Source organism: Pelagibius sp., assembly GCF_028281305.1.
In the GTDB taxonomy this organism is placed as follows: Bacteria; Pseudomonadota; Alphaproteobacteria; order Kiloniellales; family Kiloniellaceae; genus Pelagibius.
On record NZ_JANQKD010000003.1, the window covers coordinates 88,910 to 115,640 of the forward strand.

Below are 26,731 nucleotides of genomic sequence, written 5' to 3' on the forward strand. Positions count from 1 at the left end.
GCTCCCGGCTCTAGCCGTACGGTTTCCCCGGGGCTTCACACCTCTAGGCCCGCGGAGCCGTCGTCCCCGCCCCCTCCGGCGCCAGATCGAATGGGGCCGGTACCGCGGCACCGGCGGCCGGGGCCGAAGGATCGGCCGCACCCCAACAGGCGCCGGTCGCGGGGTCGCGGAGGACGCCGGAGGGACAGGAGTAGAGTTTCGGGAAAACCATCAGTTGCGCCACTTCGATCTCAAAGACCTTTGCCAACTCCGCCAGCCCGGCCGCGCCCATGGCGGGATTGGCGCGCACCGAGCCGCGGGCCGAGGCGTCGATGCGCGGGCTGTGGAAGGCGTCTTCCAGGCTCATCCCGTAATCCAGGAGCAGGGCGGTGATCTGCGCGGTGCAGGGCACGATGTGGTTGGCCCCGGAGGCCCCGACGGCAAAGAGCGCCTCGCCGTCGCGGGTGGCGATGGTCGGGCACATGTTGGAAGAGTTGATCCGCTTGCCGCCGGCCATGGAGACCGGGTTGCCAGGGCGCGGGTCGAAGTAGGAGACCGAGTTGTTCATCAGGATGCCGGTCTGGGGCAACACGACGCCGCTGCCGAAACGGTTCAGCAAGGTATAGGTCAGGGCCACCATGTTGCCCTGCGCATCGACGGCGGACATGTGGGAGGTGCAGCCGCCCTCTTCCGCCCCCGCGGCGGCGAGGCCGACCTTGCGCTTGTGGGTGGCGAAAGACTGATCGAGACCGCGGGCGTAGGCGATCCAGGTGTCAGGCCCCACCGCTTTGCCCGGCGTGAACTCCGCGCCCAGATAGGCCAGCATGTCGAGCAGCCGGGCCCCGCCGGAGGTCTCCCCCGCGGTATGCACCGCGGCACCCCTATGGATGCCGCTGAGCGGCGCGTGCTGCTCGACCGTGTAGCCCGCCAGATCATCAGCCGTGATGCGCGAGCCCCCGGCCTGGAGGTCGGCGGCGATCTTCTTGGCGAGCGAACCCTGGTAGAAGCTCTGCGGCCCCTCCTCCGCCAGGGTCCGAAGCGTGGCCGTCAGCGCCGGTAGGGGCCGGTAGGTTTCCGGCAGCAGTGGAACGCCGTCCGGCAGGTAGATCTCGGAAGCCGCAGGGTCCCAGCGGATCAGGTCCATCGCCAGGGCAATCTGCAGGGTGGTGTGCCAGTCCACCGGCAGGCCCCGCTCCGCCAGGGCGATGCTCGGCGCCAGCACCTCGGCCCAGGACAGCCGGCCGTGGGCGGCGAGCGCTGTCGACAGGCCCGCAACGGCACCCGGCAGCGTGATCGCCCCGTAGCCGCGCACGTTCGCCTGGTCCCGGACTCCCGGATAGCCCATGAGGGAAGCTGGCTCATCCGGGTCCAGCGGGTAGTCCGCCGGGTCGATGGCCTGGGCTAGTGTCCCCTGGAAATTGAAAACCCGGGCCGCCTTGTCCTCGGCCAGCCAGACAACCAGGAAGCCGCTTCCGCCGAGCCCGCACATCCAGGGCTCGACCACATTGAGCGCCATGGCGCAGGCGACCGCGGCATCCACCGCGTTGCCGCCCTGCGCCAGCATGGCGGCACCGGCGCGCGCGGCCTGCCAGTGCTGAGCCGCCACCGCGCCCTCCGGCGAGGAGACCGCGGGCTTGCGGACCTGCCACTGTTCGACGTTTTCGTTCACGCGGGCTAAGCTCCCTATCTTGTCGTTGCGGGTCTTGTTGCTGCGGGTCTTGTCGTTGCGGGCTCGGCAATGCCGGGGGAGAGAGTCGATGAGCTATGATATCAGAGAGATGCCACCGCAGGTGAACGCGGGATTGCTGGCCAAGGCTGCGCGGGCGGAAACCGCCACCATCGGCCATCGCCGCCATATGGGTTTCGCCGACCGGGCCATCCAGGGCGTGCTCTCCGAAAGCGCCTTTCCGGCCCAGCGCGTCGCCGGCACCGCGGTGACTCTCGCCCTCCCCGGTCAGGACTCAACACTGCTCCACCACGTGATCCAGTTTCTGAGAGCGGGAGACGTTCTGGTCGTCGACCGTCTGGGCGATCACAAGCACGCTTGCCTGGGCGGCGGCGTGGCCGCGGCCATCAAGGCCACAGGCTGCGCGGGTGTCGTCATCGACGGGCCCTGCACGGACCTGCCGGAGATCGAAGACCTGGGCCTGCCGGTCTGGTCCCGCGGGGCCGCGCCGATCACCACCCGGCTTTACGACATCGGCGGCAGCTTCAACGTCGCGGTCTGCTGCGGCGGTGCCGTGGCGAACCCAGGCGACCTCGTCATCGCCGACTTTTCCGGTGTGCTGATCCTGCCGCCCGCAGAGGCGGAAGCCGACATCGACTGGGCGCTCGGCAAGCAGGAAGGGGAATTGGAGGGGCACAAGCGCCTGCTGGCCGGCGAGAAGCTCGGCGAGCGGACCGGCGCCAGCGCCATGGTGCAGGCAAAGCGCGGGCTTTAGGGCCGCGCCCTCCGCTGTTCGCAGCCCTGCCTTTCAAGTGCCTTGTCCAACCGGGGCCTCGGCTTTGGCAGGACCAGGAGCCCGGCGGTGAAGATCACAGCCATGCCCGCCAGCGTTTCCGCATCCGGAAGTTCTGAGAACAGCAGTGCACTCCAGAGGATGGCGAAGACCAGGTAGGAGTAGTCGAAGGTCGCAACGATGACCGGCGGTCCGGACTGATAGGCCTTGGCCGCTGCAGCCGCCGCCCCGACGATCAGGGCGGCCAGGACGGCCATGAGCGCCCAGTCCTGCCCGCTCAGCGAGACCCAGGGTCCGAGCACGAAAGGGTTCGCCGCCGCGGCCTGTGGGGTTAGATCCAGAAGCGCGACGGCCCCGCTTGCGACCATTCCTGAAAAGAACAGCATCGCGTTCAGGCAAAGCGCCAGGACAAAGGGGTCTTCATCCCGGCACCTGCCGCGGGTGATGATCATCGCCAGCGCATAGCAGACTGCCGAGAGTAGCGGCAGCAGGGTGGCATAGGAGAACGCATCGCTGCCGGGCTTGACGATGATCAGAACGCCGACGAAGCCAAAGGCAATGGCAAAGCCGCGTCTGGGCCCGACCGGCTCCCCGATCAGCAAGGCCGAGAAGAACGCAATGAACAGCGGCGCCGTGTACATCGCCGCTGCGGCGACCGGCAGACTGAGAAGCGGCAGGGAAACGTAGAGTGTCACCCACATGGTCATCTGCAGCAGGCAACGCAGGAAGACCCAGCCGCCGTTTCCCGGACCGATCGCAACAGGCTGGCGAAGCCCTCGCAACACGAGCAGGCAGAGGGGGATCGCCAGAAGGGAGCGGACGACGAAGATCTGCCAGAGCGTCAGGTCGCCGCTGATCCATTTCACAACGGCGTCGCCGAAGGAGATCATCAGCACTGAGGCAACGATCATGGTCACGCCGACGAGGGTCGCATCGGGGCGGCTGGCAGGGCTGGGCGCCATCATTCTGCTCCGGACTCAGTAGAATTATCAGTTCTGGTAAAGAATGGGTTCTGCTATCCTCCTCTTTCAAATGAGTTCTCGGCATTTTCACATTACACAGGATTATGAATAAGCTTGGAAAGGCGCTTCCCCCGCTCGCCAGTCTTCTGCCCTTTGAGGCGGCTGCCAGGCTGGAGAGCTTCACCCGTGCCGCCGAGGAACTGCATCTGACCCAGGCCGCCGTCAGCCGGCAGATCCGCGCCTTGGAGGAGAATCTCGGAGTCCGGCTTTTCGAGCGCCGGCACCGTGCGGTTTTCCTCACCCCGGCGGGCCAGGATCTCAGCCGCATCGTCTCGGAGAGCCTGGAGAGCCTGGCCGCCGGTGCCGGCGAGCTGCGCGGCAAGCGGCGCGATGGCGAGGTCGTTCTCTTCGCCGAGCTCTGCTACGCCTTCTACTGGCTGATGCCGCACATCTCCGCCTTCCACCAGCAGCACCCGCGGATCGATGTCCGTATCACCGCCTCGACGCGGCCGGTTGCATTGGCGGAGGACGACTTCGACGTGGCCATTCAGACCGCCGAGCGGGCTTGCGGCCCGCACCGGCTGGTCTTCACGGCGGTCGACGAGGTCTTTCCGGTCTGCAGCCCGGGTTATCTGGAAGGCAAGACGGCACCGCTACCCCTGTCGGACCTGTCGGCACAGCGCTTGCTCCACCACTCTGTCGATCCGCAGGACTGGATGGAGTGGGATGACTGGCTGCAAGAGGTTGGCGCCAACCACCGCGTCGGTCATGAGGGCAGCGTTTTCGACAGCTATCCGGTGATGATTCAGGCCGCGGTGGAAGGGCATGGAATCGGGCTTGGCTGGCAGCGCGCCGTGGGTAAGCTGTTGCAGTCCGGCCAGTTGGTCAGACCCTTCGACCAGTCTGTGGTGCGGGCCGAGGAAATCGCGGTCTACCGCCACCACAAACGCCCACTAAGGCCTGAAATGAAGGCGTTGCTGTCCTGGCTGGAGGCCGAACTCGCGTAGATGACGGATTGGGGTCATGGATTGGGATTTCAAGATGCCTGAAAGTCGATGAAGGCCCTCATCACCGGCAGCAGCGGCCATCTGGGCGAAGCCCTTGTCCGCACGCTCAAGGACATAGGGCACGACGTTCTGGGTCTCGACATCCTGCCATCGCGCTTTACGGACCGGGTGGCCTCCGTCACCGACCGGGAGGCCGTCCGCCAAAGCATGGCTGGCGTGGAGGTCCTCTTTCATGCCGCCACGCTGCACAAGCCGCACATCGTCACCCACAGCCGGCAGGACTTCGTCGACACCAATGTCACGGGCACCCTGACCCTGTTGGAGGAGGCAGTGACCGCTGGCGTAAAGGCCTTCATCTTCACCAGCACGACCAGCGTCTTTGGCGACGCGCTGGTGCCGGCACCCGGAGAGCCGGCGGCCTGGATCACCGAAGACGTCGCTCCCAGGCCAAAGAACATCTACGGCGTCACCAAGGCCGCGGCGGAGGATCTCTGCCAGCTCTTCCACCGCAACCAAGGCCTGGCCTGCCTGGTGCTGAGGACGTCGCGCTTCTTTCCGGAAGAAGACGACAACGCGTCGGTCCGCACCGCCTATGCGGACGAAAACGTCAAGACCAACGAGCTGCTCTACCGCCGCGCGGACCTCGCGGACATGGTCGGCGCGCACCTGCTGGCGGCCGAACGTGCGCCGGAGATCGGCTTCGCTCGCTACATCGTCTCGGCAACGACGCCTTTCACGCAGCGCGACCTTGGGCCCTTGCGCAGCGACGCCGCCGCCGTGGTTCGCCGCTACTTCCCCGAGGCCGAGACGGTCTACCGGCAGCTTGGCTGGCGGCTCCCGGAAACGGTCGACCGGGTCTACGTGAATGCGCGCGCACGCCAGGACCTTGGATGGCAACCGCAGTACGACTTCGCCCGGGCTGTCGCGGCGCTTCGCTCCGGGCAGGACCCGCGCAGCCCCCTCGCCCGGCTGGTCGGGTCCAAGGGATATCATGCCGAGACTTTCGAGCAGGGACCCTACCCGGTGGAGGAGAATCAGCGACGGCAGGGTTGAACCGAAAAGCATCCTGGGATATTCGTTTATGTCATAAACAATCTTGGCCGCCGTGGCGGACCGGACATCAAGCGACCGAACCAGCGGTCGCCCAGACTGGGAGGAACCGATGAAGCGATTGACCACCCTTGCCTTCGCGGCCTTTGCCCTGACCGCTCTGTTCAGCGCGGTCGTGCCTGGCCTGGCCACGGCGCAGGAGGTGACCTTGAGGGTTCACCACTTCCTGCCGGCGCCGGCACCCGTGCCGAAGAATTTCATTACCCCCTGGGCCGAGAAGGTCGAGGTGGAGTCCGGCGGCCGCATCAAGGTGGAGGTCTATCCCGCCATGCAGTTGGGCGGCAAACCGCCGGCGCTTTTCGATCAGGCCAAGGACGGCGTGGTCGACATCGTGTGGACGCTGCCCGGCTACACCTCCGGGCGTTTCCCGGGCACCGAGGCCTTCGAGCTGCCGTTCATGCCGGCATCCGCCGAGAACACCAGCAAGGCGGCCTGGGATTTCTTCGAGAAATACCTGAAGCCGGAGTTCTCAACCGTGCAGGTCCTCGCGGTCCACGTCCACAGCCCCGGCCTGCTACACGTGAAGGGCGACGGTGTCTCCAGGCTGGAAGACATGGACGGCCTGAAGCTGCGCGGCCCGACCCGCCAGGTGAATGCCCTGCTCTCCGCCCTCGGCGCTACGCCGGTGGGCATGCCGGTGCCGGCGATGCCGGAGGCGCTTTCCAAGGGCGTCATCGACGGAACCGTCATTCCCTGGGAGGTCACCACGCCGCTGAAGGTGGCGGAGTTGGTCAACAGCCACACGGACTTCGACTCCGCGCGCGGCTTCTACACCGCTTTCTTCGTCTTCGTTATGAACAAGGCCCGCTACGAGGGACTGCCGGACGATCTGCGCGCGATCATCGATGCCAACTCGGGCCGCGAAACCTCGGCCTGGGTCGGCCGGGTCATGGACGAAGGCGATGCGCCCGGCATCAAGGCTGCCGAGGCGGCGGGCAACGCCATCCGCAGACTCGCACCGGAAGAGGTCGCACGTTGGAAGGCCGTCGCCGCGCCTCTCGCCGAGGCCTGGATCGCGGAGATGAACGGCAAAGGCTACGACGGCGCGGCCATGGTGGCCGATGCCAAGGCCTTGATCGCCAAGTACGCCGGCGAAGAGTGAGGCCGAGGCGCATCGTCACAGCTCCGTGGCGCATCCTTCGAGGCTTCGCTGCGCTCCGCACCTCAGGATGAGGTTGGTCTTGGATCTCAAGACACGACCTCATGCTGAGGAGGGCCGAAAGGCCCGTCTCGAAGCATGCTGCACCAGTCTCCGCCGCTGCGTTTTGGAATAGAGCCCTGAAGCTCGTGGTGCGGCAACAGGCTGCCAGCACTCACGTGAGGAGACTTTGTCATGACCGTTCTTGTTTCCGGGGCCGGCATCGGCGGCCTCACCCTGGCGCTCAGCCTCGATCAGGCCGGCATCCCCGTAAAGGTCTTCGAAGCGGTCCGGGAACTGAAGCCGCTGGGCGTCGGTATCAACCTGCAACCCCATGCAGTGCGCGAGTTGACCGAGCTCGGCCTGCTGGAGGATCTCGACCGGATCGCGCTGCGGACCCGCGAGGTGGCCTACTTCTCCACCGGCGGCAAGCTGATCTGGAAGGAGCCGCGGGGCCAGAGCGCCGGCTACGACTGGCCGCAGTTCTCCATTCATCGCGGCAAGCTGCAGATGATGCTGCTGGAGACGGCGCAGGCACGGCTGGGGCCGGAAGCGATCCGCAGCGGAACGGCCGTCGAGGCCTGGCGCGAAACAGCAGAGGGCGTGGAGGTCGATCTTTCCGAGCGGGAGACCGGCAGGTCTCTGGGGACCGAACGCGGCAGCCTTTTCGTCGCGGCCGACGGCATCCACTCGACCGCCCGGGCAGAGCTCTATCCCGACGAGGGCCTGCCGGTCTGGGGCGGGATCATGATGTGGCGCGGCGTCACCCGCGGCCCGCGCTTCCTGGGCGGGGCCGCCATGGCCATGGCCGGCTGCAAGGCGCGCAAGTTCGTCTGCTACCCGCTCTCCGAGGACGCGGACGGCGCCGTCATCAACTGGATCGCCGATCTGGCGATGCCGCCGGACACCCTCTGGAAGCGGGAGGACTGGAACCGCAAGAGCGCGCTCGATGACTTCCTGCCGCGCTTTGCCGACTGGCACTTCGACTGGCTGGACGTCCCGACGATCATCCGCCAGGCCGAAAGCGTCTACGAATACCCCATGGTCGACCGCGACCCCCTGCCCCGCTGGACCCATGGCCGCATGACCCTGCTGGGCGACGCGGCCCATGCGATGTATCCGATCGGCTCCAACGGGGCGACCCAGGCCATCATCGATGCCCGGGTGCTGACCCGCGAACTGCTTCAAAGGGGGCTTTCGGCGGAGGCGCTCTCCGCCTACGATGACGAGCGCCGCCCGGCCACGGCGAAGATCGTCACGGCCAACCGCGGCGACGGGCCGGACAGGGTCCTCGACATCGTCGAGGAACGGGCACCAGGGGGATTCGAGAAGATTGAGGACGTGCTCAGCTATGAAGAGCTGGATCGCACCGCGAAAGCCTACAAGCACATCGCCGGCTTCGATGTGGAAACGCTGAACGCCCGCCCATCGATCGTCGCCGTCTGATCCGTGACCAGCGCAGAGGCAGCGGGGGTCGCCCCCCAACTGGAAGCCCGCGTCGGGCGCGCGCTCGGCGCGGTCTGCCGCATCCTTGCCCTGGCCGGCGGCGTGGTGCTGACCGCCATCGCGCTGATGACCGTGGTCTCGATCATCGGACGCGGTTTTTCCTTTGCCGGATTGGGACCCGTACCAGGCGACTTCGAGCTGGTGGAGGCGGGCTGTGCGATCGCGGTCTTTGCCTTTCTGCCCTGGTGTCAGTACCGCCGCGGCCATGTCACCGTGGATATCTTCATCTCCCGCCTGCCGGTGAGGGCCCAGGCGACGCTGGCGATGGTCGGCAACATCGCCCTCACCGCCGCCGCCGGGCTGATCGCCTGGCGGCTCTGGTTCGGCATGCTCGACAAGTTCTCCTACGGCGAAACGACCATGATCCTGGGCTTCAAGCTGGGCTATGCCTACGCGGCAGCCTTTCCCGGGGCGGTTTTCTTCGCGCTCGTCTGCCTCTACACCGTCTGGCGCAGCCTCAATGAGGCGATCCGCAGGCAGGAGATACGATGAGCGGCCTTGCCCTCTCCGCCCTCGCCTTTGCAGTGATGCTTGGGCTGATCTTCCTGCGCATGCCCATCGGCGCGGCCATGCTGCTGACCGGCCTGGCCGGCACCTGGATCGTCACCGGCACGCCGGTGCCGGTTCTCGCCCAGATGAAATCGCTGACCTACGACACCTTCTCCAGCTACTCGCTCTCCATCGTGCCGCTGTTCCTGCTGATGGGGCAGTTCGCGGCCAAGTCCGGCATGTCGGAAAGCCTGTTCCGTGCCGCCGCCGACTGGCTGGGCCACCGCCGCGGCGGCGTCGCCATGGCCGCCGTCGGGGCCTGCGGCGGCTTCGGCGCGGTCTGCGGCTCCTCGCTGGCCACCGCCGCCACCATGGGGCAGGTCGCCCTGCCGGAGATGCGGCGCCTGCGCTTCTCCGATGCGCTCTCCACCGGCGTGCTGGCGGCCGGCGGCACACTCGGAATCCTGATCCCACCCTCGGTCATCCTGGTGATCTACGCCATCCTGACCGAACAGAACATCATCAAGATGTTCGTTGCTGCGCTGGTGCCCGGCATCCTGGCGGCACTGGGATACATGGCCACGGTCGCAATCTATGCCCGCGTAAGGCCCGAAGCAGCCCAGACCGCCCCCCGCGTCCCCTATCGGGAGCGCTTCCGGGCCCTGGCCGCCATCTGGCCGGTGGTCTTCATTTTCGCCCTCGTCATCGGCGGCATCTATCTCGGCTGGTTCACGCCGACCGAGGCGGCGGCCATCGGCGCCGTCGCCACCGGCGCCTATGCCCTTGCGGTCGGCCGGCTCAGCCGCCGGGACTTCGTCGACTGCGTCCTGGGCGCGGCCTCAGCCACCGCCATGATCTTTTTCATCGTGCTGGGCGCCCAGGCGCTGAACACCTTTCTCGCCCTGACCCAGACGCCCCAGGCCGCCGCCGACTGGGTCTCGGCCTCCGGGCTCTCGCCCTGGGTGGTGCTGACCCTGATCCTGGCCTGCTACCTGGTCTTCGGCTGCGTCATGGACTCGCTCTCCATGATCCTGCTCACCATCCCGATCTTCTTCCCCATCGTCATGGCTCTGGACTTCGGCCTGACGCCGGAGGAAACGGCCATCTGGTTCGGCATCCTCGCGCTGATGGTGGTGGAGGTCGGCCTGATCACGCCCCCTGTGGGCCTGAATCTGTTCATCATTCATTCCCTGGCGCGCGACATTCCTTTGAGCGTCACCTATCGCGGGGTGGCGCCCTTCGTGCTCAGCGACATCCTGCGCATTGTGGTGCTGGCGGCTTTTCCAGGGATCACGCTGTGGCTGATGCGGGCGATGTTCTGAAATGACGCGCCCACCGCAACACCTGGACTACGGCCTGCTGAACGGCCTGGGCGGACATCTCTTCCGCCATGCCTTCCTGCGCGGACAGCAGGTGTTCTCCGAGGTCTTCGCCGATCAGGCCATCACCCCGCTGCAGTTCATGACACTGGAACTGGTGATGCTGAACCCCGGGGTCAGCCACAAGGACATCTGCGCTGCCATGGCTTCCGCCCCCTCGGTCATGACGACTTCGCTGAAGCCACTGATCCGCGACGGCGTCCTGCTCCGCGAGCGGAAATCCGGCGACGGCCGGTCCATCGGCTATCGGCTTTCCGCCAAGGGCGAAACCTGGTTCAGGGCCATCCGCCCGCAGATCGATCTGGCGGAGGACAAGCTCTTCGCCGGTCTCAGTGCCGCGCAGCGCCGCGCGCTGCTGGAGGCCATCCGCCAGCTTACGGAGCGCGATGCTTTGAGCGGATACACAGAACCCGAAGGCCGTCGCGCCCGGCGCTGACCCGCGCGGCTGCGGCCTCAGGGTTTGTAAGGCTCAGCGCTCGGCGAGAGCCAGGCGCAGGCCGAGCAGGCCGAAGGCCCCGGCAAAGCCGCGCCGCAACCACAGCATGACCCTGGGCTTCGAGATCACGTAGCGCCGGGTCGCCGAGGCGAAAGCGCCGTAGCCGACGAAGACGATGAAGGTCAGCGCCATGAAGGTGGCCGCCAGCACCAGCATCGAAGCGGTGGCGTTGGGCGCCGCCGCCGGCACGAACTGGGGCAGAAAGGCCAGGAAGAAAAGCGACAGCTTCGGATTCAGGATGTTCAGCAGGAAGCCGTTGACGATGACCTTGATGCCGGAGACCGACGCGCTGCGCTCCGAAACCTCCAGGCTGCCGCCTTCCCGCAGAATGCCCCAGGCCATGTAGAGCAGATAGGCCACACCGAGATACTTCACAATCTGGAACGCCAGGGCGGAGGTGTGCAGGAGGGCCGCCAGCCCGGCGATACTGGCCGCGATATGCGGCAGAATCCCAAGAGTGCAGCCGAAAGCCGCCAGAACGCTGGCCTGCCAGCCTTTGCTGAGCCCGTAGGCAAGGGTGTAGATGACCCCGGTTCCGGGCAGCAGGATGACCACGATGGAGGTCAGCAGATATTCGGCGGACATCGGAAACCCTTTCGAAGGCAGGCAGCGTGACAGCACAAAAGACCAGAGATCCAACGGCTTTTCAAGCCGGCCGGAAGGGCGCTGTCAGTTGAAGATGACCGCCGTGTCCGGGCCGAGGACCAGGTCCGGTAGCCAGAGGGTCAGCGCCGGCACGTAGGTGATGAGGATCAGGACCACGATCAGCGGGACCAGGAACGGGATGACTGCCATGGTGACCTTTTCGAAGGGCACCTTCCCCACCTCCACCATGATGTAGAGGCCGATCCCCATGGGCGGCGTGGCGATGCCGATGAGCAGTGCCAACTGCAGGACAATGCCGAAGTGGACGCGGTCGACCCCGAAGCTGTCGATCACCGGCAGCAGCATGGGAACCAGCATGAGCTTCGCCGGCACCCCCTCCACGACGCAGCCGATAAGCAGGACGAAGACGATCATCAGCGCCAGGAAGACGGCGCGGCTCTCGGTCAGCGCGAAGATCGCGTCCCCCAGCTTCTGCGGCACCTGCTCGATGGCCAGCAGCCAGCCCATGGCGATGGAAAAGCCGATGATGATCATGATCACCGAGGTCATCAGCATGGTGTCGGTGAGCGCCTTCCACAGCCGTGCCCAGGTCAGCGAGCGGTAGACGACGCCGAGCACCAGGCAGTAGAGGCAGGCCAGCACCCCAGCCTCGGTCGCGGTCACGATGCCGCCGAGGATCGAGCCCAGGATGATCCCCGGCGCGACGAGGGCCAGCACGCCGTCGATGCCGGTGCTCAGCACTTCCCGATGGCCGGCTCTCTCCTGCGTGGGGAAGTTGTGGCGAATGGCCAGGATGCGGTTGAAGGTCATCAGCGAGAGGCCGACGATCAGGCCGGGAACGACGCCGGCCAGAAACATCCGCTCGATAGACTGCTGAGCCAGAAAGGCATAGACGACGAGGCCGATGGAGGGCGGAATGATCGGCCCGACCACAGCCGAGCAGACCGTGACGGCCGCAGCGAACTCCGCCTTGTAGCCGCGCTCCTTCATCGCCTTGATCTCGATGGTACCGAGCCCGGCGCAGTCCGCCACGGCGGCGCCCGAAACCCCCGCGAAGATCATTGACGAGAGAACGTTGACCTGCGCCAGCCCGGCCTTGAAGTGCCCCACCAGGGCATTGGCGAAGTTGAAGATGCGGTCGGTCATGCCGACCACGTTCATCAGGTTGCCGGCCATGATGAAGAAAGGCACGGCAGCGAGGGAGGGTTTGTTCACCCCCTCCAGGATCTGCTGCGGGACGATGTAAAGGGCATCGGAAAACTCAGAGGTCGCGAAGGCCAGGAGAACCGCCGCGCCGATGGCCATGGACACCGGCACCCGCAGCAGGATCAGCGCGATGAAGGCGATGAAGAGGACGGCGGCCACGCTCTCTCTGTCCCCTTTTCTAGCTGTCCACGGCCGGCAGCGTGTGCGGCTCCGGCCAGTCGAACCAGGCCTTCACGAAGTCCAGCAGGGCGTTCATGAAGATCAGAAGGCAGGAGATTCCCAGCGGGATCGAAAGGGTGTAGCGCTCCAGTTCGCCCCAGGGCGTCACCACAGCGTCGATCACCCCGACCTGGGATGCGATGATGGTGGGCATCTGCAGTAGGATCACGCCGGTCACCGTCATCACCACGAGGGCGACGAAGTAGCGCGTGCCGCGCATCGCGCCGTCCCCCAGGCGCAACACCACAAAGTCGACGGCAATATCCTTGCGGAAGCGGTAAACGGCATAGAAGCCGAAAAACGACATCCAGACGAAGAACTGCATCGTCCAGGGCCAGATCCAATAGAACGAGAGGTTCAGCGGACGCAGCAGGATGGTCGCCGCCGTGCCGATCAGCATCAGCAGAAGACAGAGGTTGGCGATTACCAGAAAGACCCGGCCCAGGGCCTCCAGCAGACCGTCGAGGCGGAAGGCGAGCCGCGCCAGCGGCCCGCCTTCAAGGTGTTGTCCCCCCGACACCGCTTACTGCGGGGTCCGTGTCGCCTCGACCATCGCCAGGAAACCCTTGGGCAGTTCCCCTTGGGACTCCAGGTCCTGATAGAACTGCGCCATGGACTCGACGAAAGGCTTACGATCGATATTCACGAAGGTCACGCCCTGTTCTTTCATGCGGGCAATCGACTCCTCCGCTGCCGTACCCATGATGTCATGGCTGTAGGCACCGGCATCGACGTAAGCGCGGTTGACGGCATCCTGCAGTTCCGGGGCGAGCTTGTCGTAAGCCGCCTGGTTCGTCATGAAGCCAATCGATTGGTAGTACTCGTCATGGCGGACCACGTGGGGTGCCACCTCGTAGAACCGCATGGACTCGACCAGGGCGATGGGGCTGTTCACCGCGCCGACAATCTTCTTGTCGATGGCCTGATAGACATCGGTCCAGGCCAGGGTCTTCACGTCCGCGCCGAGATGGGTCCAGGTCGCAATCGCGGTCTTGTTGGGATGCATGCGCAGCTTCAGACCTTTCATGTCCTCGTAGCTGCGCACGTCTTCATTCGTCACCATGACCCGGTAAGGCCCGCGGATGATCGCTGTCGGGTCGCCCAGCACGCCGACACCCGCCTGCTCCGAGGCATTCTTGAACCAGCCCTTGGCCATATCGCTGTTCATGAACCGCACCCAGTGGTCGCGGTCGTCGAAGAGGAAGGCAGCGCTGATCCAGGTGATTTCGGGCACCCACTTCTTCATGTAGGTGGAGCCCTCGGCATAGAGATGCACGGTGCCCAGCTTGAGCTGCTCCATCACCGCGTTGGTCTTGCCGAGCTGCTCGTTCGGATACATTTTGATCTTCAGCTTGCCGCCGCTGTATTCCTCGGTCAGGTCGGCGAAGCGCTGGAAAACTTTTCCTTCCGGGCTGTCGGGCGGCATCTTATGCGCCATCCGCCATTCCTCGGCTGCCTGCGCGGCAGAGAGTCCGGCGCCGACGGCCACGACAGCCCCCAGCAAAGCGGACATACAGGTTCTCAAGAGTGTCATCGCTACCCCCTCTGATTACCGGCAGGGCCGGGCGCGGCCTGGCCGCAGAATGCGGCGCGTGATCCGGGATTGGCCGGCTGGTCTCCGGCCGCAAGAGGTGGGTCGCGCCGTCTTTCGCCTTTTGCGATACTCCCGGCATTAGATCGCATGCTGCGTTCGGCGGTCAATAGGGCCACCGGCGGCACTTACCGGGGGTAGTGCGGCATACCGGCGCTTCGGCTGACGCTTGCGCAGACCCAGGACTTGACGGTTACATCCTGGAACAGAAGTTTGCGCACAAACGGCGCAAAGATACGGGGTCACGCCGAGAAGCGGGCCCGGCAGACAGTGAGGAGAGGACGGCAGGATGGCGGGCAAGGCCTTCGCATCCCAGGGCGACCTGGAGGAAAAGACGATCACCTTCGAGGAACTGGGCGATGGACTCTATGCCTATACGGCGGAGGGTGATCCCAATTCCGGCATCATCATCGGCGATGACTCCGTCATGGTGGTCGACACGCAGGCGACCCCGGTCATGGCCCAGGGGGTGATCGACCGCATCCGCGAAGTGACCGACAAACCCATCGACTATGTCGTACTCAGTCACTATCACGCCGTGCGCGTGCTCGGCGCTTCGGCCTACGGCGCCAGGCAGATCATCGCCAGCCGTGACACCCACGACCTGATCGTCGAACGTGGCCAGCAGGACTACGACTCCGAAGTCGGGCGCTTCCCGCGGCTCTTCCAGTCGGTGGAAACGGTGCCGGGCCTCACCTGGCCGAACGTGATTTTCGAAAGATCCCTCACCCTCCATCTGGGCCAGCGCGAGGTGCAGATCCTGCAGCTCGGCCGCGGCCACACCAAGGGCGACACCGTGGTCTGGCTGCCGAAGGAAAAAGTCCTCTTCGCCGGCGACCTGGTGGAGTTCGGTGCTACGCCCTATACCGGCGATGCCTATCTGAAGGACTGGCCCGAGACGCTGGGCCGCCTGCGTGACCTCGGGGCAGAGAAACTGGTGCCCGGGCGCGGCGCCGCCCTGAAGACCCCTGAAGCGGTGGAGGACGGCATCGCCGGCACGCAGGCTTTCCTGACCGAGATGTATCAGTCGGTGGCCAAAGGCGTGGCGGAAGGTAAGGCGCTGAAGGACATTTACGGCGAGACCTTCGAGCGGCTGGAACCCAAGTTCGGCGGCTGGGTGATCTTCGAGCACTGCATGCCCTTCGACGTCGCGCGGGCCTACGACGAGGCCTCCGGCATCACCGACCCCAGGATCTGGACTGCCGAGCGCGACGTGGAGATGTGGCGGGCCCTGGAACAGGACTAGTCGAAGACGAAACGCCGCGGGCATGCCCAAGACCTACAAGAACCCACGCTATCCCTATCGCCGCAGTGCCGATCAAGGTGCCGGCGCGGGCGCCGCCCACCATCCCGTGGTCATTGTCGGTGCCGGCCTCGTGGGCCTCGCGGCAGCGGTGGATCTGGCGCAGCAGGGGATCGCCACGGTGGTCCTGGACGACGACGACACCGTCAGTTTCGGCTCCCGCGCCATCTGCTTTGCCAAACGCAGCCTGGAAATCCTCGACCGTCTGGGTCTGGGTGCACAGATCCAGACCAAGGGCGTGACCTGGAACAAGGGCAAGGTCTTCTGGCGCCACAGCTTGATCTATGACTTCGATCTGCTGCCCGAGGGGGGACACCGCTGGCCCGCGTTCATCAATCTGCAGCAGTACTACGCCGAAGAGTGGCTTGTGGAGCGGGCCATGGCGACGGGGCTTGTGGATCTGCGCTGGAAGAACCGCGTCGTCGCCGTGGACCAAGACGCCGCTGACCCGGCTCTGGAGATCGACACGCCCGACGGCCCCTACAACCTGACCTGCGATTATCTGCTGGCGGCGGACGGGGCCAGGAGCACGGTACGCCGGGCCTTGGGCCTCGACTTCACCGGCCAGGTCTTCCGCGACCGCTTTCTGATCTGCGACGTGGTCATGAAGGCAGACTTTCCCAGCGAACGCTGGTTCTGGTTCGATCCGCCCTTTCATCCCGGTCAGTCGGCGCTGCTGCACCGCCAGCCGGACAACGTCTGGCGGATTGACCTGCAGCTCGGCTGGGACGCCGACCCGGAAGAGGAGAAGCGGCCGGAAAGGGTGATCCCTCGCCTGAAGGCCATGCTCGGCGACGACGTCGACTTCGAGATCGACTGGGTGTCCGTCTACACCTTCCAGTGCCGCCGGCTGGAGCGCTTCCGTCACGGCCGCATCTTCTTCATCGGCGACTCCGCCCACCAGGTCTCGCCCTTTGGCGCCCGCGGCGGCAACGGCGGCCTGCAGGACGGTGACAATCTGTGCTGGAAACTCGCTGCCGTTCTGAAAGGCGAAGCGCCGGAGCGGCTGCTGGACAGCTACGACGCCGAGCGCATACCGGCGGCCGACGAGAACATCCTGAACTCCACCCGCAGCACCGACTTCATCACACCGAAGACTGCGATCAGCCAGCTCTTCCGCGACGCAACCCTGGAGCTGGCGGCAGAGCACCCCTTTGCCCGCCCCTTGGTCAACTCCGGCCGCCTGTCGCGCCCGGCAATCCTGGAAGGATCGCCCCTCCTCACCGCCTCAGAGGGCCGGCAGCCCCCGGGCCTTCCGGTCGGCGCGCCCTGCGCCGATGCACCGCTCATCCGGGGGAACGAGAAAGCCTGGCTGCTGCAACTGCTGGCCGGCGGTTTCGTTGGCCTACACTACCAGGATGGCGATGATGCTGCGGCGGGCAGCTCTTCAGAGAGTGACCGACTGGCGGAGGCCTGGCCGCAGCTTCGAGTACTGGCGATCCGCGCACCAGGTGCCGCCGTGGCAGGGTCCGAGGCCGCCTGGGTGGACAGCGAGGGCCTTTTCGCCGAACGTTACGGCGCCAGGCCCGGCGCCTTTTATCTGGTCCGTCCGGACCAGCATCTGGCCGGGCGCTGGTCCGCGCTTCGGGCCGACAGCGTCGGCAAAGCCATGGCCAAGTCTCTTTCCCTTGCGTGAGTCTTTTATGCCGGAACATCTGAGAACGGACCCGGGCCTTGCCGCCCCCGACGACTTCTATGCGGCCTTGATGGAACTGCACCGGGATCTCGCCCCGGAGGACAGCACCAAGGTCAACGCGAAGCTGGTGCTGCTCCTCGCCAACCACATCGGCGACATGCGGGTTCTGCGCGAGGCCATCGACGCTGCCCGGCCGAAGCCGTGACAGCCCCCTTTCCGACGACACCACCACCCGCGCCGCGGGCGGTTCTGGGCGACCTGCTGGCCCTCGCCGGATTGAACGGCGAGCTGGCCGACGCGGCTGTGCTCACCGGCAGCGAGCCGGTTCTCCCCTCCTCCTTCGCAGTCGGTACGGTCGCCCAGACCACGATTGCGGCAACCGCACTGGCTGCGGCGGCCTTCTGGCGCCTGCGCGGCGGGAGTGCCCAGGAGGTTGCCGTCGACATGCGGCACGCGGCCTGCGAGTTCCGCAGCGAGCGGCTGTTCCGGGTCGACGGTGAGGCACCGAAGCGCCTTTGGGACCCCATTGCGGGCGTCTACCGTACGGGTGATGGCCGCTGGGTGCGCCTGCACACGAACTTCCCGCACCACTGCGACGGCACTCTGGCCCTGCTCGGCTGCGCCTACGAGCGGGACGCGGTGCAGCAGGCCCTGAACGGCTGGCAGGCGGCGGATTTCGAGGACGCGGTCGCCGAGCGCGGCCTGGTGGCGACGATGATGCGCAGCGCAAAAGACTGGCTGGACAGCCCCCAGGGGGCAGCCCTTGCCGCACAACCCGTCCTGTCGATAGAACGCATCGGCGAGAGTGCGCCGGAACCGCCAAATGCTGCACCCCGTCCTCTCGCCGGCATCCGCGTTCTCGACCTCACCCGTATCATCGCCGGGCCTGTCGCCGGCCGCGCCCTCGCCGCCCACGGTGCGGAGGTGATGCGGATCGCCGGCCCGCACCTGCCTTTCATCGAACCTCTGGTGATCGACAGCGGCCGCGGCAAGCTTTCAGCGCACCTGGATCTGCGCCAAGCGGAAGGCCGCGCAGGCCTGACCCGCCTCCTGCGTGATGCCGACGTCTTCGTCCAGGGCTACCGTCCCGGCGCGGTGGCCGGCCATGGCTTCGGCCCGGCCGAGGCCGCCGCCCTGCGGCCCGGCATCGTCTATGTCTCCCTCAACGCCTATGGCTACGACGGGCCGTGGGCCGGACGGCGCGGCTTCGATTCCCTGGTCCAGACCGCCAGCGGGATCAATCATGCGGAAGCGCAGGCAGCCGGGGTCGAGGGCCCGAAGGAACTGCCCTGCCAAGCGCTCGACCACGCATCCGGATACCTTATGGCCTTCGGGGCCATTGCCGCCCTGATCCGACGAGCCGAAGAGGGCGGTAGCTGGCATGTCAGGGTTTCCCTGGCGCGCAGCGGCCGCTGGCTGCAGAGTCTTGGCCGGGTTGCCGGCGGCCACGACTGCGCGGAACCGGAAGAGCGCTACCTGGAAAGCCTGATGGAAACCCTGGCCTCCGGTTTCGGGCGCCTCAGCGCCATCAGGCATGCGGCGCAGATGTCAGAAACGCCGCCCGCCTTTGCGCGCCCGAGCGTTCCTCTGGGCAGCCACCCGCCGGCGTGGCCCTAAGCGCCCCGAGCCTGGGGCTGCTTCCTAGAACTTGGTGCGCAGCCCGAGCGTCACGAGGTTGCGGGAGAAATCCCTGTCCTCGTCATCCGACCAGCGTTGCACATAGCGGTAGTCCGCCCCGATCGAGACGTAGCGGTTGATCAAGTACTCGCCGCCGACGGAAAAGATGGCGCGGTCGTCGACACGGTCCACCTCGCGAAAATCGTCCTGGACGTAACGCGCCTCGGCCACCAACAGAACATTGCGCATCAGCTCGTGCTGGACCTCGCCGGAAACCGTCGACTGGGTCTTTGACGAAGACCCGGGCGTGTTGGTCGCATTGTCCCGCCGCGCCAGGCGCCCCTTCACGGTTGTCAGCTCGGTGACGTACCAGGTGAAATCCCCGTCGACGATGAAGTCGACATCGTCATTGAAGTCGGGGTCCTCGAAGTCATTGGCAATGAACCCCACATCCAGGGCGATATGCACGAGGCGGCTCAGCTCGGTTTCAATACCGATGGTGGCGCCGCCCGCCCGCGCGTCGCGGTCCGCGCCTGTTTCGTCCAGTTCATCGAACTCCCGGATGCGGAAAAAGGGCTCCAAAGTCACGTCAGTGATTTCGGAGATCTCATAGCCGATCGGCAGGCCGAAACGATACTCGATGCGGTCGCGGTCGTCATCGCCGGTGGAAACGTAGTCGTCCCGGCGCACCTGCACCTGCCCGCCCACGAAAACCCTGTTGAAACGGTGGGTATAGCCGCTATTCACCTGAAAACGGTCGAACTCCGTCGGGTCCTCTTCACCGGTATCCTCCGGGTCGTCGCGGCCGATGACCTGCCGGCTGTACTCGGCGCTGAGATCAGCCTGGTTCCGCTCCGCCAGATCCAGCCGAAGCTGCGGACGAACCAGGTATTCGGTGCGGTCCTGGCTCGAGTTGTCCAGGAAGGTCTGATCCCGGATCTGGCCGACAACGCGCAGGCTGTGGCGCGACCATTCGCTCCGGGCAACCAAGGATGCCGCGACCGAGGTGATGAAATCGTCTTCCTCGCCGCTTTCGTCGGCGAAGATATTGTCGTCATAGGTCTCGCTGACGCTGAGGCTTGGGAACAGGCGAAACCCACCCAGGTCGAGCCCTTTTGCATCAAAGGCCTCGCGCGGCCGTTCAAAGACGGCCACCGGCTCGCCACTTTCCTGCGCCGCCGCCGGAGCGGCCGCCAGGGAAACTGCCAGTCCTCCTGCCAGCCCCCCTGCCAGCACGGCACAGGCCATCCGCCGCACAGCGAGCAACCCCGGGGCCGAAGAGTCAGGGCGTGGCAAAGCGGTCATCGGCGGCGGAACCGCGACAGGATCAACGGAATCAGAAATGGGAACCGCCTAGAAGTAGCGTTCGTAAACGTTGATCACGTCGCCCGGCTGCACGAGCGCCAGCGGATCGGCCCTGAACTCCGCAAGCCCGCCATCAACTTCTCGGGTGATCGAAACGGTGTCCTGATCCGCCCGGAAGGTGAACCCTCCGCTGATCGAGACCGCGGTGAGCACCGTCATCCGCGGCACATAGGCGTATTGTCCCGGCGCTCTGGTCTCGCCCAGAATATAGAATGGCCGGTAGGTCGCAATCTCGACCGTTGTGTTCGGAGAGACCAGGATTCCCTGCGCGAGTTTCTCGGCAACGGCATCCTCGAGCTGCTGAACGCTCATGCCTTCCGCATCGACCGCCCCGATCAAGGGCACCGTCACGAACCCGGAATCGCTGACAAGGTATTCTCCGGTCAGTTCCTCCTGCCCGAAGACCACCAGGCGGACCCGATCGCCGGCACCCAACTTGTATGGTCCTTCCGCCTTGGCCGGAAGCGGCGGCAGAGACCCTGCCCCGGTGCATCCGGCAACGAGAATCGAAAGCATGGCCGCCGCCAGAGACCTGACGGCAAAGCTTCCCCCGACGTGCATCTCCTCCTCCTTTACTCACCTTACAAACACCGCCTGCCGCTCCCCGGTCGGCAGTGCGTCGATCACGATCAGTCGCCGGCCTCGGACAAGCGGCTGCCCGCCCAGACCTCCGCTGGTTGGCGCAGCCGATCGGCACGATTCTGTCCGGGTTCCGGTTCAATGCGCATGGCAACCACGCTCAGAGGCCAAGCCTCGGCGGTTGAGAGAACGGCTGCATGAAGGTCAGGAACGGCCTGACTCTCAAGCGCCTCGAAGACTTGCGGCTGCAGGATGTAGCGGCCCAAGGACGCCGCCGTGACCGCGGCGAAGCAGCCATCCCGCTCTCTCAGACCGTCATCCAGCACGGCAACCGCATTCCCGCCTGCCTGCCGATAGCGTGCCGCCAGGCGCAGCATCGCCATGGCACCACCGGTCTGTGGCTGGGCCGGCACGAGCACGGCCACCGGCTCCTGGCCAACGACCTTGCGAGCGGCGAGCAGCGCGGTCGCAAGGCTGCGCTGGCCGCTCTGACGCCCGACCCTGATCTGGCGCGGCCGGGGCGCGTCGCTGCCCTCCGGGTCCGCTGCGGAAGGCCAACCCAAAACGTGGATGTGGCGTCCGCCGCGGCGGTCGTCCACGACGGTCACCCCATCTTCCGTCACCAGGACCAACTCGCTCAATCCGCAGGCACGCGCTTCTTCCACGACCGCACGCAGATCGCGGTCTTCTCCGGCAAAGGAAGGCGCCTGTCCCGGCACTCCGGCGATCGGCTGGAGCCCGAGAGGCCTCACACCCAGAGGGATAATGGCCTTGCGCAGAGGGGGAACCTTCATGGTGTCCGGCAAGATGTCAGGCTCCCTTCTAATAGGCTTCGCGATCGCCGAGAACGACGAAGGCGGTTCTGATGAGGATCTGCAGGTCGAAGGCCAGCGACCAGTTCTCGATGTAGAAGAGATCGTGCTCGACCCGACGCTCAATCTTTTCGACCGTGTCGGTCTCCCCGCGCCAGCCGTTCACCTGGGCCCAGCCGGTGATGCCCGGTTTGACGCGGTGACGCGCGGCATAGGCATCGACCGCATCTTCATAAAGATGACCGCCGGCCTTGGCGGAGGTGGCATGGGGCCGCGGCCCAACCAGGGACATGTCGCCCTTCAGGACGTTAATGAGCTGCGGCAATTCGTCGAGGCTGGTCTTGCGCAGAAAGCGGCCGACGCGCGTCACGCGCCCGTCATTGCGGCGCGTCAGGACCTCTGCATTGGCGTCGGTCATGTGGTGGTGCATGGTCCGGAACTTCCAGCAATCGAAGAGATTGTGATTGAAGCCGTAGCGCTTCTGCCGAAAGAAGACCGGCCCGGGCGAATCGAACTTGATCGCAAGAGCAACAAGCAGAAACAGGGGCGAGAGCAGAAACAGCAGCAGGGCCGCGATGCCGCGGTCCTCAATCGTTTTGAGGATGAAGGACCAGCCGGAGATTGGCCGGTCGAAGAGCTGCATCACGGGCAACCTGGCCAGCCGGGTAAAGGTGCGGTCGGGAAAGCTGAAGGCCGCAAGATCCGGTGCCAGCCTGACCGGAACCGGTGTGCGCTCAAGCTGGCCAACGACCTCCCTCAGCCTCTGGTCGGCGGTCCAGGGCAACGCGACAACAACCTGATCCACCTCGTCCCGGCGGATCATCCCAATCAGGTCTCCCACCGTGCCCAGGAGCGGCACGCCATTGCTTTCCCGCAGCACCCGGGAACGCCGGTCATCCGCAAAACCGACAATCTTGGTGCTCAGATCGCCGTGGGTTTGGAGGTAGGCAGCCAATCGGCGCCCCTGTTCCCCGGCCCCGACGATAACCGTGCGATTGGCGAAGCGACCGGCCGCAGCTAGCCCGCGCACCCAGCGCCGCAGCAGCAGTCGGCCGGCAACCAGGCCCGCACAACTGCCCAAGAACCACGAAAGCGCCCAGATGCGTGAGTAGGTGTCAGACACCTTCATAAGAAAGGCCAGGGCCAGCAAGACGCAGAAGGTGACCGTCCAGGCGGTGACGATGTTTCCGTAAGGGATGCGCTTGGCGAAGAGAAAGTCGTCCCGGTACACGTCGAAACGGTGGAGCATCATCGTGGCGACCACCATGGCAACGACGATCGCGCCGAGGTACTTGGGGTAGTACAGACTTGGATCTTCTGCCTGCCGGAGGAAAAACACTGCCAGGCCCAGGAGGCCGATAATCATCAGATCGCAAACGCGAAAAACGATGTCGACGGCGATGCGCGAGATCGGCCTGACGTCCCGACTAGCCCGTTTTCCGTCCACTGCCGCCAGCGCAGCATCCATTACACAATCCCCCTGTCAGACTCAGCGGCACTGCGTTCCTAGGCATACCCGTCGCGTCTGTGATCGTTCTGTCGCGCGATCCTGTTTAACGACGCAGGTCTCGAACACCGAAGCCGAACGAGACACCCCTCTCTACTGCACCGCAAAACAATAGCCATTTCCGAACATGCGAAAGTGTGATTTCGCGTGGTCTAACTGTGGGCTTTGTTGTGACTTCCCTCTCTGTCATAGGAAAATCACTGGCATCTTTCAGGCCTTTGTGCGACCGCGAAAAGACGGCCACAGAATTGGCCGATCGCAGGAGCCGAGAGCCCCTTGGCGTCTTCGTGATCGCAGGGCTGAAACCTAAAGACGGAACCACGTTCACGACGACCGCTAGCGGGAAGCCATGATGGCGCCGGATTTCATCATCATTGGTGCCATGAAGTGCGGTACCACCAGCCTGTACCGCTACCTCGGAGCACATCCGGATATCGGGCTTTCGCGTGAAAAGGAAACCGACTTCTTCCTGGCCAAGCAGAATTTTGCGCAGGGACTGGACTGGTATCGAGCGCAGTTCGCCAGCGGCGCCCGGATCAACGGCGAGGCCTCGCCCAACTACACCAAGCACACGGAGTTTCCGGGCGTGCCGGAGCGCATCTTCGACACGGCGCCGGGCGTGAGGCTGATTTACATCGTGCGCGATCCGGTCGACCGCTTTCTGTCCCAGTATCACCATCACGCCATTGCAGGCGAAGCGAACCCGGACCCCCGGCATGTCCTGAGCACCAGGGCCGGACGCAATTACCTTGAGTGCAGCCGCTATTTCAAGCAACTCAGCCGTTACCTGGACTTTTTCCCGCGCGACCAGATCTTCGTGGCCAGTTTCGACGAGTTGCGTGAGCGCCCGCACAGCCTCGTGCGCCAGGTCTTCGATTTCCTTGAGGTCGACAGCGCGGTCGCGGTCGATGGACTCGATCGGGCCCACAACCAACGCAGCAGTCTGCAGGGGCTGCCGCAGTGGTACTTCCGGGCCCGGCGATCCCCATTGCTGAAGGCCATAAAAGGACGCCTCCCCCAACCGCTCTACGAAGCTATGCTGAACCGGCTTCGGCGCGCGCCACAGGGTGAGTTGCCGCGAATCGACGAGGATTTGCGCGCCGAACTGAAGAATTTGCTAAAGGACGACGCCATGCGCTTCCGCGACTTCACCGGCATGCCGTTCGCGAACTGGTCGCTGTAGAGGCCCCATGTCCGCCGAACCGCAACCACAGACCAGCCCGGCAAGCGGACCCATGCCAGAGCGCCAGGCGCCGCCGCAGGCTATGGACAGCGAGCCTCTGACCCTGATGCGGGCGCTGGAGTGGGCGTTCATGCTGTTCGCAATGCTGGCAGCGTCCTACGCATTTGCGCTGCAGCGCCCGGTCGAAACACTGAGCTGGTATCTCATCTACCTGACCGCCCTCGGCCTCTTCGTCCTGCGGTACGGGACCTTTCTCTCGGCGGTCTGGCTCGCCGGGCCGCTGTTGCTCTGGCCGGTCCTGGCCGCAACGTCCTACTTCTGGTCGGAGACGCCAAGTCAGACCCTGCGGGCAACCATTCAGCTCACGATGACGGTGCTGATCGCATCCTACATCGGCGGACGGTTCTCGATCTTTGACATCTGCCGCGGCCTGTTTTGGGTGACGCTCGCCTGCGGGCTGGTCTCGCTGCTGGCGATCCTCGCAAAGCTGGGAATTGCCTACGATCACAATGGAATCGCACGCGGTATCTTTCCGCACAAGAACGTGCTTGGCGGCCGCATGGTGCTCCTGCTGATCTGCTCGATTCTGCTGTTCGCCTTGGGCTGGAACCGGCCGCTTGTCCTGTTCGCCGCGGGGCTATGCCTGGTTCTGACCGCTCTCAGCCGTTCGGCAACCTCCATCGTCATGATGTTCGGCCTCTGCGCGCTTGCACCGGTGCTGCTGTCCTGGCGGTCGCCCGGCCCCATGCGCCTGCTGGCCTACCTCGTTGCAGCAATGGTGGCTGCGTCCGGCGCCTGGTTTGTGCTGTCCTACGGTATCGACCCCACCGGCCTGGCGCTGGACGCCCTGGGCAAGGAGCGCACCCTGACAGGCCGCTCCGTGCTGTGGGACTTCGCTACCGGACTGATCGCGCAGCGCCCTGTGCTGGGCGTTGGCTACAACGCCTTTTGGGACGGCAATGCCGGCTCGTTCAGCAGCTACATCCAGTATGTGATGCAGCAGAACCTGGTGAACTTCCACAACTCCTACCTGGACATCACTGTTCAGATGGGCTTCGTGGGCCTCTCCGTGACCCTTGCGACCGGCGTCTGGTTTGGAATCGTCGCCTTGAAGGTGCTGCGCCACGGCGGCGATGCGACGGCTGCCCTGCCTGCCTTCTTCCTTGCCTTCGTCGCGGTCTACTCGCTCAGTGAATACGCACTGTTCCGCCAGCATTCACTGATACAGATCCTGCTCGGGGCAATTCTGGTCGCCAGCATCCGGCAGGCAGCGGAGCTTTCCGAAGCTAGGCTGGAGTCGACCCTAACCGCCCTTGGCAGAGGCGCCGCCAGATCTCCGCAATCAACTGGCTGGAGACATAGCTGAAGACGTGCCAGCCCTTGAGACTGGCCAGGGCCGCCCGGTGCCAGCTACGCTCGCGGGCCTCGTCGACGAAGACACGCCACTGCAGTCGTTGCTCCAGGCTTCGACAAAGATCCTGCATTGCCGAGCGAAATCCGGGAGAGGCCAGCGCCGGGTGCTCCAGGAAGCGAAGGTTGACCGCAAGAAACTGCCGCAGATCCTCAGTGCTGTGGCGTGCGGTCAAGGAGTCCGAGCGCAAGCGGTAGCGGTAGAGCGCCTCCTGACAGAGGAAGAAGCGCGCACCGGCGGCGAAGCAGGCCATGTAGAAGGCGAAGTCCTCTGCAAAGCGCAGGTTCTCTTCGTAGCGCAGACCCTGACTTTGGAGAAACCGCCGGGAAATCAGCGGCTTCAGGAAGCCGTAGCTGCGCCGGGGGCGTTGCGGATCCGGTAGGTTGCCACGCAAAAAGTCCGCTGCGGTGATGGGTGCGCAGCTCGCCACCTCCCCGGCCGGCAGCATGGGCTCACGGTCACCCGCTTCATCCTCCAAGAGCAGATTGTCCGCCAGAAGATCGGCATTGCAGTCGCGCGCCAATGCGGTCAGGCGGGCAAGACGCCCGGGCTCAAAGGCGTCATCCGCATCGAGCAGCGCGATCCACTCACCTCTTGCATGGTCAAGCCCGAGATTGCGCGCCGCAGCGGGTCCCCCGTTGCACTCCGCCGCGATCACACGGACACGGTCGTCGGTCGCGGCAAGGGACCGGGCAATCGCAAGCGTAGAGTCCCGCGAACAATCGTCGATGATGAGGATCTCGAAGTCTGAAAGACTCTGCGCCTGGACCGAAGCAACCGTGCGCTCCAGGAACTCCGCCGCGTTGTAGGCAGGCACAACTACAGAGACGCGGGGCGGCCGCTTCTCGATATCGCCGCGCGGCGTCTCTGGCATTGACGTTTCTGACAACTGGTCTGCGGGCCTTTGTCGTAAGTGAGCGAACGACAGGGTCGTTGCGCGGCAGAGTAGCCTTCCTCGGAGCCGTCCTGGCTGGAACAACTTTGTGGCATGCTTGCCTTCGTCATTCCGACCATACTATTGGGAAACAAGGGTAAAGTGGATCGCACCCCAACGTCCGTTCCTGGCCTCTTCATCTAGGTGTCGGCCAGGGTTCGGATGCGGCGGAAGTCCCGGAAAGAGGCACCGCCGCCGGCCCTGGAGGGAATGCGCCGACACTTGGCTTTAGATGAC

Annotated in this window: 25 protein-coding genes; 14 read left to right on the forward strand and 11 right to left on the reverse strand. The window is 65.2% G+C overall.

From position 1 onward, the window contains the following. Positions 1 to 43: 43 nt before the first annotated feature. Positions 44 to 1,648: a gamma-glutamyltransferase family protein gene (locus Q0982_RS00630; protein WP_299390844.1), complete on the reverse strand. Its 1,605-nt coding sequence runs from the start codon at positions 1,646 to 1,648 to the stop codon at positions 44 to 46. An 88-nt stretch (positions 1,649 to 1,736) separates the two neighbouring features. On the opposite strand from Q0982_RS00630, the gene Q0982_RS00635 reads away from it, so the two are divergent. Then, positions 1,737 to 2,420, forward strand: a complete 684-nt coding sequence (locus Q0982_RS00635) for an RraA family protein (RefSeq protein ID WP_299390846.1) — start codon at positions 1,737 to 1,739, stop codon at positions 2,418 to 2,420. Here the strand turns inward: Q0982_RS00635 and Q0982_RS00640 are convergent. After that, positions 2,417 to 3,400, reverse strand: a complete 984-nt coding sequence (locus Q0982_RS00640; protein WP_299390848.1) for a DMT family transporter — start codon at positions 3,398 to 3,400, stop codon at positions 2,417 to 2,419. The two genes, Q0982_RS00635 and Q0982_RS00640, sit on opposite strands and share 4 nt — an antisense overlap. Positions 3,401 to 3,504: 104 nt before the next feature. Between Q0982_RS00640 and Q0982_RS00645 the strand changes: the two genes are divergently transcribed. The 7 genes from Q0982_RS00645 (at position 3,505) to Q0982_RS00675 (ending at position 10,465) form a co-directional block, all read left to right on the forward strand. After that, positions 3,505 to 4,407 (forward strand): LysR substrate-binding domain-containing protein, encoded by a 903-nt coding sequence (locus tag Q0982_RS00645; RefSeq protein ID WP_299390849.1) that lies wholly within the window; start codon positions 3,505 to 3,507, stop codon positions 4,405 to 4,407. A gap of 48 nt (positions 4,408 to 4,455) precedes the next feature. Beyond that, a complete protein-coding gene (locus Q0982_RS00650) occupies positions 4,456 to 5,460 on the forward strand; it encodes an NAD(P)-dependent oxidoreductase (RefSeq protein ID WP_299390851.1) in 1,005 nt (334 codons plus the stop codon). 109 nt (positions 5,461 to 5,569) lie between these two features. After that, positions 5,570 to 6,619, forward strand: a complete 1,050-nt coding sequence (locus tag Q0982_RS00655) for a TRAP transporter substrate-binding protein (RefSeq protein ID WP_299390853.1) — start codon at positions 5,570 to 5,572, stop codon at positions 6,617 to 6,619. A gap of 231 nt (positions 6,620 to 6,850) precedes the next feature. Then, complete coding sequence (locus Q0982_RS00660; protein WP_299390855.1) at positions 6,851 to 8,101, forward strand: flavin-dependent oxidoreductase; 1,251 nt, start codon at positions 6,851 to 6,853, stop codon at positions 8,099 to 8,101. Between the two features lie 3 nt (positions 8,102 to 8,104). Continuing rightward, on the forward strand, positions 8,105 to 8,653 hold the full coding sequence (locus Q0982_RS00665) for a TRAP transporter small permease (protein WP_299390856.1): 549 nt from the start codon (positions 8,105 to 8,107) through the stop codon (positions 8,651 to 8,653). Beyond that, a complete protein-coding gene (locus tag Q0982_RS00670) occupies positions 8,650 to 9,972 on the forward strand; it encodes a TRAP transporter large permease (RefSeq protein WP_299390858.1) in 1,323 nt (440 codons plus the stop codon). Before Q0982_RS00665 ends, Q0982_RS00670 begins: the two co-directional genes overlap by 4 nt. A 1-nt stretch (position 9,973) precedes the next feature. Then, positions 9,974 to 10,465, forward strand: coding sequence for a MarR family winged helix-turn-helix transcriptional regulator (locus Q0982_RS00675; protein WP_299390860.1), 492 nt, complete (start codon positions 9,974 to 9,976; stop codon positions 10,463 to 10,465). Positions 10,466 to 10,498: 33 nt separating this feature from the next. Here Q0982_RS00675 and Q0982_RS00680 read toward each other — a convergent pair whose 3' ends face one another. The 4 genes from Q0982_RS00680 to Q0982_RS00695 all read right to left on the reverse strand — a co-directional run bounded on the left by Q0982_RS00680 (position 10,499) and on the right by Q0982_RS00695 (position 14,090). Beyond that, a complete protein-coding gene (locus tag Q0982_RS00680; RefSeq protein WP_299390862.1) occupies positions 10,499 to 11,110 on the reverse strand; it encodes a LysE family translocator in 612 nt (203 codons plus the stop codon). An 84-nt stretch (positions 11,111 to 11,194) separates the two neighbouring features. After that, positions 11,195 to 12,496: a TRAP transporter large permease gene (locus Q0982_RS00685; protein ID WP_299390863.1), complete on the reverse strand. Its 1,302-nt coding sequence runs from the start codon at positions 12,494 to 12,496 to the stop codon at positions 11,195 to 11,197. Positions 12,497 to 12,515: 19 nt separating this feature from the next. After that, positions 12,516 to 13,076, reverse strand: coding sequence for a TRAP transporter small permease (locus tag Q0982_RS00690; protein WP_299390865.1), 561 nt, complete (start codon positions 13,074 to 13,076; stop codon positions 12,516 to 12,518). A gap of 3 nt (positions 13,077 to 13,079) precedes the next feature. Further along, positions 13,080 to 14,090: a TRAP transporter substrate-binding protein gene (locus Q0982_RS00695; protein ID WP_299390867.1), complete on the reverse strand. Its 1,011-nt coding sequence runs from the start codon at positions 14,088 to 14,090 to the stop codon at positions 13,080 to 13,082. A 346-nt stretch (positions 14,091 to 14,436) separates the two neighbouring features. On the opposite strand from Q0982_RS00695, the gene Q0982_RS00700 reads away from it, so the two are divergent. Genes Q0982_RS00700 through Q0982_RS00715 form a run of 4 tightly spaced genes read left to right on the forward strand, consistent with a single transcriptional unit; the run spans position 14,437 to position 18,703 of the window. Continuing rightward, positions 14,437 to 15,393 carry an MBL fold metallo-hydrolase gene (locus tag Q0982_RS00700; protein ID WP_299390869.1) on the forward strand — a complete coding sequence of 319 codons (957 nt, stop codon included), beginning with the start codon at positions 14,437 to 14,439 and terminating at the stop codon, positions 15,391 to 15,393. Positions 15,394 to 15,415: 22 nt separating this feature from the next. Further along, on the forward strand, positions 15,416 to 17,086 hold the full coding sequence (locus Q0982_RS00705) for an FAD-dependent oxidoreductase (protein WP_299390871.1): 1,671 nt from the start codon (positions 15,416 to 15,418) through the stop codon (positions 17,084 to 17,086). Between the two features lie 7 nt (positions 17,087 to 17,093). Beyond that, positions 17,094 to 17,291, forward strand: a complete 198-nt coding sequence (locus Q0982_RS00710; RefSeq protein WP_299390872.1) for a DUF2783 domain-containing protein — start codon at positions 17,094 to 17,096, stop codon at positions 17,289 to 17,291. Continuing rightward, entirely contained in the window at positions 17,288 to 18,703 is a 1,416-nt protein-coding gene (locus tag Q0982_RS00715; protein ID WP_299390874.1) for a CoA transferase, read from the forward strand. The genes Q0982_RS00710 and Q0982_RS00715 overlap by 4 nt, the downstream gene beginning before the upstream one ends. Before the next feature lie 24 nt (positions 18,704 to 18,727). On the opposite strand, the gene Q0982_RS00720 is transcribed toward Q0982_RS00715, so the two are convergent. From Q0982_RS00720 to Q0982_RS00735, 4 genes are all read right to left on the reverse strand, one after another. Then, a complete protein-coding gene (locus Q0982_RS00720; RefSeq protein ID WP_299390876.1) occupies positions 18,728 to 19,858 on the reverse strand; it encodes an outer membrane beta-barrel protein in 1,131 nt (376 codons plus the stop codon). Between the two features lie 198 nt (positions 19,859 to 20,056). Continuing rightward, positions 20,057 to 20,629, reverse strand: coding sequence for a polysaccharide biosynthesis/export family protein (locus tag Q0982_RS00725; RefSeq protein ID WP_299390877.1), 573 nt, complete (start codon positions 20,627 to 20,629; stop codon positions 20,057 to 20,059). A 68-nt stretch (positions 20,630 to 20,697) separates the two neighbouring features. Then, positions 20,698 to 21,453 (reverse strand): hypothetical protein, encoded by a 756-nt coding sequence (locus Q0982_RS00730; protein ID WP_299390879.1) that lies wholly within the window; start codon positions 21,451 to 21,453, stop codon positions 20,698 to 20,700. 16 nt (positions 21,454 to 21,469) lie between these two features. Further along, positions 21,470 to 22,927 carry an undecaprenyl-phosphate glucose phosphotransferase gene (locus tag Q0982_RS00735; protein ID WP_299390881.1) on the reverse strand — a complete coding sequence of 486 codons (1,458 nt, stop codon included), beginning with the start codon at positions 22,925 to 22,927 and terminating at the stop codon, positions 21,470 to 21,472. Positions 22,928 to 23,315: 388 nt separating this feature from the next. On the opposite strand from Q0982_RS00735, the gene Q0982_RS00740 reads away from it, so the two are divergent. Both Q0982_RS00740 and Q0982_RS00745 read left to right on the forward strand, forming a co-directional pair. Continuing rightward, entirely contained in the window at positions 23,316 to 24,149 is an 834-nt protein-coding gene (locus Q0982_RS00740) for a sulfotransferase domain-containing protein (RefSeq protein ID WP_299390882.1), read from the forward strand. Between the two features lie 52 nt (positions 24,150 to 24,201). Further along, a complete protein-coding gene (locus Q0982_RS00745) occupies positions 24,202 to 25,515 on the forward strand; it encodes an O-antigen ligase (protein ID WP_299390884.1) in 1,314 nt (437 codons plus the stop codon). On the opposite strand, the gene Q0982_RS00750 is transcribed toward Q0982_RS00745, so the two are convergent. Further along, positions 25,436 to 26,434: a glycosyltransferase family 2 protein gene (locus Q0982_RS00750; protein ID WP_299390885.1), complete on the reverse strand. Its 999-nt coding sequence runs from the start codon at positions 26,432 to 26,434 to the stop codon at positions 25,436 to 25,438. The genes Q0982_RS00745 and Q0982_RS00750 overlap by 80 nt on opposite strands. Positions 26,435 to 26,731: the final 297 nt, after the last annotated feature.